The organism is Variovorax sp. P2_H12 (genome assembly GCF_056403395.1).
In genome coordinates, this window is record NZ_JBFUFO010000063.1 from 19258 (window position 1) to 27814 (window position 8557).

Annotated in this window: 10 protein-coding genes; 4 read left to right on the top strand and 6 right to left on the bottom strand. The window is 68.3% G+C overall.

Features of this window, described 5'->3' with window-relative positions:
- Positions 1 to 12: 12 nt before the first annotated feature.
- Positions 13 to 1032 (top strand): helix-turn-helix transcriptional regulator, encoded by a 1020-nt coding sequence (locus AC1DYK_RS32950; RefSeq protein ID WP_478170127.1) that lies wholly within the window; start codon positions 13 to 15, stop codon positions 1030 to 1032.
- 46 nt (positions 1033 to 1078) lie between these two features.
- On the opposite strand, the gene AC1DYK_RS32955 is transcribed toward AC1DYK_RS32950, so the two are convergent.
- Positions 1079 to 1333: a hypothetical protein gene (locus AC1DYK_RS32955; protein WP_478170128.1), complete on the bottom strand. Its 255-nt coding sequence runs from the start codon at positions 1331 to 1333 to the stop codon at positions 1079 to 1081.
- A gap of 125 nt (positions 1334 to 1458) precedes the next feature.
- Here AC1DYK_RS32955 and AC1DYK_RS32960 point away from each other — a divergent pair, with 125 nt between their 5' ends.
- Together AC1DYK_RS32960 and ydiK are read left to right on the top strand one after the other, a co-directional pair.
- Entirely contained in the window at positions 1459 to 2670 is a 1212-nt protein-coding gene (locus AC1DYK_RS32960) for an alpha/beta hydrolase family protein (protein ID WP_478170129.1), read from the top strand.
- 163 nt (positions 2671 to 2833) lie between these two features.
- The gene (gene ydiK, locus AC1DYK_RS32965; RefSeq protein ID WP_478170130.1) at positions 2834 to 3904 is read left to right on the top strand and encodes an AI-2E family transporter YdiK; all 1071 of its coding nucleotides are present in this window, start codon (positions 2834 to 2836) and stop codon (positions 3902 to 3904) included.
- Positions 3905 to 3946: 42 nt separating this feature from the next.
- Here ydiK and AC1DYK_RS32970 read toward each other — a convergent pair whose 3' ends face one another.
- The 4 genes from AC1DYK_RS32970 to AC1DYK_RS32985 form a co-directional block, all read right to left on the bottom strand.
- Positions 3947 to 4822 (bottom strand): DMT family transporter, encoded by an 876-nt coding sequence (locus AC1DYK_RS32970; RefSeq protein WP_478170131.1) that lies wholly within the window; start codon positions 4820 to 4822, stop codon positions 3947 to 3949.
- Positions 4815 to 5645: a DUF2182 domain-containing protein gene (locus tag AC1DYK_RS32975; RefSeq protein ID WP_478170132.1), complete on the bottom strand. Its 831-nt coding sequence runs from the start codon at positions 5643 to 5645 to the stop codon at positions 4815 to 4817. The genes AC1DYK_RS32970 and AC1DYK_RS32975 overlap by 8 nt, the downstream gene beginning before the upstream one ends.
- An 11-nt stretch (positions 5646 to 5656) precedes the next feature.
- Complete coding sequence (locus tag AC1DYK_RS32980) at positions 5657 to 6259, bottom strand: DUF1326 domain-containing protein (protein ID WP_478170133.1); 603 nt, start codon at positions 6257 to 6259, stop codon at positions 5657 to 5659.
- A gap of 261 nt (positions 6260 to 6520) precedes the next feature.
- Entirely contained in the window at positions 6521 to 6742 is a 222-nt protein-coding gene (locus AC1DYK_RS32985; protein WP_478170134.1) for a DUF7661 family protein, read from the bottom strand.
- A 218-nt stretch (positions 6743 to 6960) separates the two neighbouring features.
- Between AC1DYK_RS32985 and AC1DYK_RS32990 the strand changes: the two genes are divergently transcribed.
- The gene (locus AC1DYK_RS32990; RefSeq protein ID WP_478170135.1) at positions 6961 to 7395 is read left to right on the top strand and encodes a TolC family protein; all 435 of its coding nucleotides are present in this window, start codon (positions 6961 to 6963) and stop codon (positions 7393 to 7395) included.
- A 63-nt stretch (positions 7396 to 7458) separates the two neighbouring features.
- Here the strand turns inward: AC1DYK_RS32990 and AC1DYK_RS32995 are convergent.
- Positions 7459 to 8557, bottom strand: a 1099-nt coding sequence (locus AC1DYK_RS32995; RefSeq protein ID WP_478170136.1) for a prolipoprotein diacylglyceryl transferase, incomplete at its 5' end; no start/stop codon positions are given.

Below are 8557 nucleotides of genomic sequence, written 5' to 3' on the forward strand. Positions count from 1 at the left end.
GGAGCAGCAGCGATGCCCGGCCTGACCGCGGACGAAGCTGCCGGCGCGACGGACGCGACGCTTTCGGCCGGGCGGCGCCTGTTCGCGGCCGATGGCACCTCCGATCCGATCATTCGCAGCGATTTCTCGACGAACATCCTGGCGTCGATGAGCCCGCGGGTCATGTCGGACCATCCGCTGCGCGGCCTTGGCATCTTCTGCGAGGACGCCAGGGGATCGGTCGGGCACTGCGAGGTGCAGCCTTCCGAATTGCACTCGACCGTGCTGCCATCGAGCGCGCCGCCCGACGCCGACCTGAGTATCTGGCTGATCGAACGCGGCAATCTCACCATCGAGCAGAACAACGGCATCCACGCCAAGTTCGGCGCAGGCAGCATGCTGCTGTGCGACCTTGCGCATCCGCTGCGGGGACGCTGGGATCGCTCCCGCTTGGGCTACGTCCGGCTCTCCAGGCAACGACTGATGCACGCGCTGGGACACGCACCCGGCTCGCGCGGACGCTCCGTGGAGACGATCGAACACCTCGGTCTCGCACCGTTCCTCGGGTCGCAGCTCACCATGCTGGCCAGCCATGGCGCAGCCCTTGTCCCGGCGGATCTCGAGACCGTGCTCGGCGGCATCTTCCAGACCGCCGAAAACTTGCTCAAGACCATGCTCGCGCCCGGCCCGGAAAGCAGCGCCGAGCCGGGTGCCGACCGGTTGCAGGCGGTGCATCGGTACATCCAGCGCAACCTCCATCGGAACGACCTGAGCGTGGCCGACATCGCGCGCGGAACCAGCATTTCGCGCGCCCAGCTCTATCGCCTGTTCGCATCGCAAGACATGAGCGTGCACGGCACCTTGCGCGAGAGGCGACTGGCGAAGAGCCTGAGCTACCTCCAGCAGGCGGAAAGTGGAAGGCTCAGCATCGGCGCCATCGCCTATGCCTGCGGGTTTTCGGACCAGGCCGTGTTCAGCAAGCTCTTTCGCCAACGCTTCAACATGACACCGCGCGAGGCCAGGGTGTCTGCACGCGGGCCGGCGCAAGCCTGAGTCGACGCGCGGCCGGTGCCAGCCGGCTTCGCGGCGCGCGCCAGACTCAGGCCGGGGCGGTCCACAAGGCCTTCAACACATCGGCCGCCGCACGCGGCGTGAGCACGTCCGGGTAGTGCACGCCATTGAGCACCACCGCGCCGGGCTGCCCGGCGCGCTGCGGGTTGAGGGCGATCGAGTGGATGCCGTACCACTCCTCGTCCGCGTAGCCGCCAGGATAGTCGGCTGCCAGAAATCGCTGAAGAAATCGCCCCAGGGCTCGTCCTTGAAGTGCGCACCGATGGGTTGTGGCGAGTAGCACATGCGGAGCTTGAGTTTCATGCGCAACATGGCCCGGCGTCGTGCACGCCCATCCGTGCTGCAGAATCGAACATCGACCAGAGCCACCGGCCGTCCGTGGCCTCTCTGGTCTTCGAGAAAGACCCGATGGGACAGCTATTCAAGGACGCGCTGCATGAACGCCTGGGCACCTGGCCGCTGGGGTACATCCCCTATGGCGGCCCGGACTACGGCGAAATCGAGGCCGTGGCGCGCGTTGTCGGCGAAGGCGACGACGATGCATTCCACCGGGCCTGGACCGCGGCCGGCGACCGCCTGGCGGCCGAGGGCGACTTGGCCTTGGCCAAGGGGCACCGTGCGAGCGCGCACGAGCTGCTGCTTCGCGCCTCGTGCTGCCACGGAAAGTCCTACCACCCGTTGTACGGACGGCCGGTCGACCCGCGCCTGGCCACGTCGTACCGCAAGCAGATCGAGCTCTTCGATCGGGCCTTGGCGCTGCGCGACGAACCCGTCCTGCCCCTTCGCATTCCCTTCGAGGGCACCACCTTGCCGGCCTACTTCGTGCCCGCTGCGGGGGGCGCCAACGAAGTGCGGCCGCTGCTGATCTGCACCAACGGGTACGACGGGCTGATCACCGACTTGTACTTCGCCTCTGCGGTTGCGGCGTCGCGCCGCGGCTACCACTGCCTGATTTTCGATGGCCCCGGGCAGGGCGGCATGCTGATCGAACAGGGCATCCCGCTTCGGCCCGACTGGGAAACCGTGATCGGCGCCGTGATCGACTGCGCGCTGACCTTTCCCCTGGTCGACCCGGCACGGATCGCACTCACTGGATGGAGCCTTGGCGGCTACCTGGCGCCGCGCGCCGCCTCGGGCGAGCATCGGCTGGCGGCCTGTATCGCCGATCCGGGACAGGCGGAAGTCGCCGACGGCTTCCGCGCCTATGCACTGAAGCTCGGCGCGACCCCGGCGGCCGCGGCCCGGGTCGGGGATCTCGACCAGGCGCTGCTCGACCGCCTGGCGGCCATCGTCGAAGCGGACCGCGTGCTGCACTGGAGCGTCAACCGGCGCGGGTTCTGGATGAATGGCGTGGCGACCTTGCGCGATTACCTGCGCAACCTCGAGAGCTTCTCGATGAAGGGACGTACGGAGCTCATCCGGTGCCCCACCTTGTTCACGCTGGCCGAAGGGGACCCGCTGGCCGCCGGCACGCAGGGCTTCTTCGAGAATCTGCGTTGCCCCAAGCAACTGATTCGCTTCACCCGCGAGGAGGGTGCGGACGGCCATTGCGAAATGTTCAGTCGTTCGCTGGTCAACAGGCGGTCGCTGGACTGGCTCGACGAGGTCCTTGGGCGCTGAGGCATCGAAGCTGCCGAGGCTTCGCCCCGCCCCGGGGACGGGGAAGAAAAAGCCGTCCCTGAGCGTGTGCAGGGCCGCGGCCCGACCTCGGCTACGATCGGCACGCCCTGATACGGAAGAGCGTCGCGCCCACTGCGAGGCCTCCGAAAGGAAGTGAACCATCATGATCGACACTCGCTCCGACCTCGCCAAGATCACCTTCGGCGTGCTGACCATCGTCCTGCTCATCGGCTCCTCGTTGTGGATCCTTCGCCCCTTCCTGGGTGCGACGATCTGGGCCGTGATGGTCGTGGTCGCCACCTGGCCGGCGCTGTTGTGGTTCGAGGCCCGGTTGTGGCATCGTCGCAGCCTGGCGGTGCTGGTGATGCTGCTGATCCTGCTGCTGCTGTTCGTGCTGCCGCTGACCATGGCGATCTCGACGATCGCGGCCAACGCCGACGAAGTCGTCGCCTGGTTCAGGTCGCAGATCAGCAAGGGGCCGCCACAGCTTCCCGACTGGATAGGCCGCGTGCCTTTCGTCGGGCCGAAGCTGGTGCTGGCCTGGGACGAACTCGTGGCCTCGGGCGTTTCCGGCCTGGAGGCGAAGGTCACCCCCTATGCCTCGCGCGTCACGGGCTGGCTGTTCTCGCAGGCCGGCGTCGTGGGTGCGTTGACGCTGCAGTTCCTGCTGACCGTGGTCATTGCGGGCGTGATGTACGCCCAGGGCGAATCGGCGGCCGCCGAGGTTCGGCGCTTCGGCCGCAGGCTTGGCGGTCCGCGCGGGGAAGACGCTGTCGTGCTGGCAGGCAAGGCGATCCGGGGCGTGGCGCTGGGCGTGGGGGTGACGGCCATCGTCCAGGCCGTGACGGGCGGCATCGGCCTGGCCATTGCCGGCGTGCCCTTTGCCGCCTTGCTCACCGCGGTGATGTTCATGCTGTGCATCGTCCAGCTCGGACCGACGCTGGTGCTGGCCCCGGCCACGATCTGGATTTTCTGGAACGGCTCGACCGGCTGGGGCATCTTCCTGCTGGTGTGGACGCTGATCGTCGGCACCATGGACAACTTCCTGCGTCCCATGCTCATCAAGCGCGGCGCCGACCTGCCGCTGCTGCTGATCTTCGCCGGCGTCATCGGCGGGCTGCTCGGCTTCGGACTGGTCGGGATCTTCGTCGGCCCGGTCCTGCTGGCGGTGTCCTATACGTTGGTCAACGCGTGGCTCGACAGCGCCGACCCGCCGGCGGTCGAACCGCACTGAGCAGGGCCCTGCCGACAAGGCCGGGGTCGCCGGCCTGTCGCGCTAGGGTCGCGCCTTGCGGGACCTGCTGGCGAGCACCAACGCAATGCCGCCGAGGATCGCCCCGGAGGCGACGGCCAGGCGCGGCGTGATCGCCTCCGACAGGAACACCACGCCACCGAAGGCGGCGATCGGCGGTACCGACAACTGCACGGTGGCGGCGCGCATGGCGGACAGTCCGGGCAGGGCGGCATACCAGATCACATAGCCGATGCCGGAGGTGAGTGCGCCCGAGGCGATCGCCAGGGCGACCCCGCCGGCATCCGCCTGCGCCCCGGCGGCGAACAGCAGGCTCAGCAGCAGCGCAAGCGGCGCCGCCCGTGCGAAGTTCGACGCCGTCGCGGCCAGCGGGTCGGCGATTCCGCGGCCGCGCAGCGAGTACACGCCCCAGGCCACGCCGGCGATCGCCATCAATGCGGCACCCAGCGGCGGCGGCGCGGCGACACCCGGCGACACCAGGTAGAAGAGCCCCGCGACAGCCAGGATAAGACCGATGCACGCGATCGGTCCGAAGCGCTCGCCGGCGCGCAGGCCCACGCCGAACATCGTCAGTTGAACCGCTCCGAACAGAATCAACGCACCGGTGCCGGCGGACAGGCTGAGATAGGCAAAGGAGAAGAACGCGACATAGGCGAACAGCATCGCAGCGGCGAGCCAGTCGACACGGCCCTGCGATGCCCGCTCCGGCCTGAGCCGCACGATGACGGCGAGCATCAGTGCGCCGGACACCAGCCTGATGCTGGAAAAGCTGGCCGGATCGATGCTGGCTTGCTGCAACGCGAGCCGGCACAGCAACGAGTTGGCGGCGAAGGCGAGCATGGCCGCCGCGGTCAGGAGGATGGTCCGCAATGCGGGCAGGCCGCCGCGGGCCTCAGGCATGGGTGGCCACCAGGACGATGGCCCAGGCCAGCAGCGCGAATCCGAGTGGCGCACTGAGACGCCGGCCCCAGCGAAGGTTCTTCTCGATTGCCATCACGGCGGCGAGCAGCAGCATCCAGCCGAGGCTGCCGGTGCCGAGCACGAACATCAGCAGCATCAGCGCCCAGCAGCAGCCCACGCAGAACAGGCCGTGGTGCACGCCGAGCGCGAAGGCCTGACGCGACTGGGCTTGACCGCGCCAATGCTCGATGACGAAGCTCAAGGGCGTGCGGCACTTGTCCAGGCAGCGGTGCTTGAGCTTGCTGAACTGGAAGGCGCCGGCCAAGCCGATCGTCGCGGCGCCGATCACCCAGCCATGCCCGGCGAGCGTGGGCGCCGCCGCGAGCACCGACAGCAGGCCGGCGTGAAGCAAATGCGCCAGCAGCCCGAAGGCGCCCCACACCGCCATGTAGCCGAGGCCGAGCAGCATCAGCAGGCGCCCATGATCCGGGCGCTGGGCCGTCAACCGGTCGAAGGCGTTGAACAAGGGCAGGGTCGTCGGCAGCATCATGGCGGCCGTCATCAAGATCCAGGCGGCGGCATAGAGCACCAGGGGTACCACCACACCGCCGGCCGGAACGGCACGGCACAGAAACGCCGCCGGTCCCGAAGACGTCCAGTCGTCGTGCTCGAGGTAGCGTCCGTACGGACTGCGCGTCCAGGCCCACAACACCAGCCACGCGAGCGCGATCAGCGCGGCCAGGACCGCTAGGAACACGCGACGGTGACGGGAGGCACCGCTCGGCGCTGGGAGCGCCGGCCTGCCGCCCGCGGTGGCACTCATCGAGGCACCGCTCACGCGTCGAAGACGAAGGTGCTCTGCAGGGCGTTGTGGTTCTTGATGTCGACGTCGATGCCGAGGGCGGGGTTCTTGGAGCGATAGGTCGGGGCCTTGCCGACGAATACCGGCGCGCCCGGCACGGTCGAGAACACGGTGTCGGAGAGAGTGGTCTGACCGCCAGTCGCGCCGCGATAGGGCTCGAGTTCGGCGTAGTAGTTCTTGCCGATCTCCAGTTCGCCCTTGCCTTCGTTCACCGTGAAGCGGATCGGCGCCCGCTCGACCGACACCACCTGGCCGATGAGCTTGGCGAGGTCGGCGATCGGCCCGCCGGCCTGGCCGGTGTAGACCTTGAGCAGCGCCTCCTCCTGCTCCTTCGACGACTGGTCGTCGACGAAGATCGCCGCGGTCCAGTTGCCTTGCAGGATGTTGCCCGGCACATGCGCCACGGCTGCGATGGTGTTGCCGCCCACGTCGATGCCGTCGACCGTTCCCTTGTCGATGCGCCACGCGATGATGGTGTCGCAGGTGCCGTTGTCAGGGTCCTCGCCGATCCAGCAGGGGCACAGCACATTGCAGTTGCACACCTCCAGGAGACGTCCTTCCAGGTGATAGCTCATACGAACCTCCATGGGAGCCGCACGAATATCGTCTTGCCGCCGCGGCCCGGGCGGCAAGGGGCAAACGATGCTACGCCGCGTGGGGATCCAAGTCCAGTTCAATGACGGACTAGCGAGCCGCCGACCGGGGTCGTCGAAGACCCTCTGCAGCGCCAGCATCTTCGCCTCTTCGGCCGTTGCTGCGATGACGTCCCTGATCGTCCATCGCGCTGCGGCCACCGAGATGTCCGGCGGCGTGGTCGTTCCCTCGCGGAGCCAGCTTCACGGCGAGTCGATCTCGAAGACATCGCCGTTTGTCGATGTTGCGTCCTCGTGATAGATGTCAAACAGGTACTGCGAAAGCTCGTCGCGGGTGAGCTCTGTCGGAACGGCAAGCTCGACCTTGCCTCGCTTGCCGTCTGGCCCTAGCAGGTAGCTCTCCCATCGACTTTCGACTCTTTCGATGGCCATGATCCGGCCGAATACATTGAAGAGGTATCGCATCGCTTGGCTTCTTGAAGGTCCTTGGCCGCGTGAAGCCGCGGCGTTGTGTGCGACATCGTATCGGCGGCAGGTGCGGGAGGACATCGCAACCGTCCGAGATTGACGCGGGTTCCGACGTGCCGGCGCTGCCGCCGACTGCCCCAGCAAGAGTGGGTCGACGATGCACTGCGCAGCTACCCGCGTTTGCTGGCCCTTTCGGACGCGGTGGATGCGGCTCAGTGGCGACCGTCGGCCTCGAATTGCGCGTGCCCATCTACGAGGGTGGAAGGGTGGACGCCCTGACGCGCGAAGCGGCCGCGCGCCAGGGAGCGGCCGAGCAGCAGCTGGAGGTGGCAAGGCGCGAGGTCGAGCGGGAAACCATCACCCACTGGCTGAGTGCCCGAGCCAACCATGCCCGCATCGGCTCGACGGCGGCCGAAGTTCTTGCGTTTGAACAGACCGTGAAAGCGCAGGAGGTCGGGCTGGAACTGGGGGTGAGCCGGATCACCGACCTGCTCGATGCGCGCCGCAGGCTACTCAAGTCGCGCGCCGAAGGTGCGAAGGCGCGTTACGACTACGTGCGCGACGTCGTGGCGCTGCGCCTTCGCAGAGGCAATCTGACCGAGGACGATATTGCCTTGTGGGACCGCTGGTTCGACGCGGATGTTCGCTGAACACTGGCCAGCCGCGCTGCCTCACCGCGCGCGCGGCGCTCGGCGCTCCCGGGCCAGGCGTGGTCATCCCATCAGTGTCGGATTCCGTCGCGACTCGTCGATTCGTCGCTGCCTCAATGCCTCCTTGCACTGCGGCAGCTGTCCCGTCCTGGGCTCTGCACACTGGTTGTTGACGCAGACGGCACGCGCGATGAAGTGACGCCCGCTGCAGGCCGCCAGGGGATCGCGCTCGCCGCGACTGCTGGAGGTCGAGGAGATCGGCTTCGGACGGCTCGAGGGTGATTTCGATGTCGTCGGGAGCGCGGCCCCGGCTTTCGGGTCGCTGGATTCATGGGCGATCGGCTGGAGCCGCGAAGGGCTCGACGCCGCGCGCCCCATCGTGTGGCGATCGCGCGCGGCGAGACCGTTGGCTGGCTGAGACCACGCGTGTGGCGATCCTTGCAGGGTGACGGTGGCGCTCGCCTGCGGCGGCTTGGCCGCGGTGCGGATCTGATGCCATGAGGCGAAGGCCGTGAACAGCAGCAGCGAGGGCACCAACACCAGCCGGAGTGCGCTGCACAGCGCGCGTGCATCGGACATGTCGCGGTGTTCGCGAGGGGTGACCTGTTCAGGCCGGCCGACCGGGGCGGCGGCGTCTTCTTCCTCGTGACTCGATGTCAGGGTGCCGCCGCAGGTGCGACAACGCAAGGCCCCGCCATGGTTCACGGTCTGGCAGAACTCGCAGGTGCCGAACGCCACACCCCTGCGATTCAGCATCAGGCTGACGACGTCCCCCACCTGCACATAAGCGTCAGCCTGCGAAGCGCTCTCGGGCCAGACGGCAATCGCATTGTCGGTAGACATGTTGACCTCCTTCGGGCATGTTGACGCGCGGCTGTGATCATCGGCCTGAACCGCCGCCGGCACCACTGCCGCCGCCCGAGCCACCACCGCCGCCGCCGGAGCCGCCGCCACCGCCGGGGCCGCCACCACCGCCGGAGCCGCCGCCACCGCCGGGGCCACCGCCACCGCCGGAGCCACTGCCACCGCCGGGACCGCCGCCACCGCCGGGACCGCCGCCGCCAGCGCCAGCGCCGCCACCGGCCCCAGCCCCAGCCCCAGCTCCAGCTCCAGCTCCAGCTCCAGCTCCRGCTCCAGCTCCAGCTCCAGCTCCAGCTCCAGC

Bases quoted from the DNA above. Each gene is read 5' to 3' on its own strand.
- AC1DYK_RS32950 (WP_478170127.1), top strand. From the start codon at position 13: ATGCCCGGCCTGACCGCGGACGAAGCTGCCGGCGCGACGGACGCGACG.
- AC1DYK_RS32960 (WP_478170129.1), top strand. From the start codon at position 1,459: ATGGGACAGCTATTCAAGGACGCGCTGCATGAACGCCTGGGCACCTGG.
- ydiK (WP_478170130.1), top strand. From the start codon at position 2,834: ATGATCGACACTCGCTCCGACCTCGCCAAGATCACCTTCGGCGTGCTG.
- AC1DYK_RS32970 (WP_478170131.1), bottom strand. From the start codon at position 4,822: ATGCCTGAGGCCCGCGGCGGCCTGCCCGCATTGCGGACCATCCTCCTG.
- AC1DYK_RS32975 (WP_478170132.1), bottom strand. From the start codon at position 5,645: ATGAGTGCCACCGCGGGCGGCAGGCCGGCGCTCCCAGCGCCGAGCGGT.
- AC1DYK_RS32980 (WP_478170133.1), bottom strand. From the start codon at position 6,259: ATGAGCTATCACCTGGAAGGACGTCTCCTGGAGGTGTGCAACTGCAAT.
- AC1DYK_RS32985 (WP_478170134.1), bottom strand. From the start codon at position 6,742: ATGCGATACCTCTTCAATGTATTCGGCCGGATCATGGCCATCGAAAGA.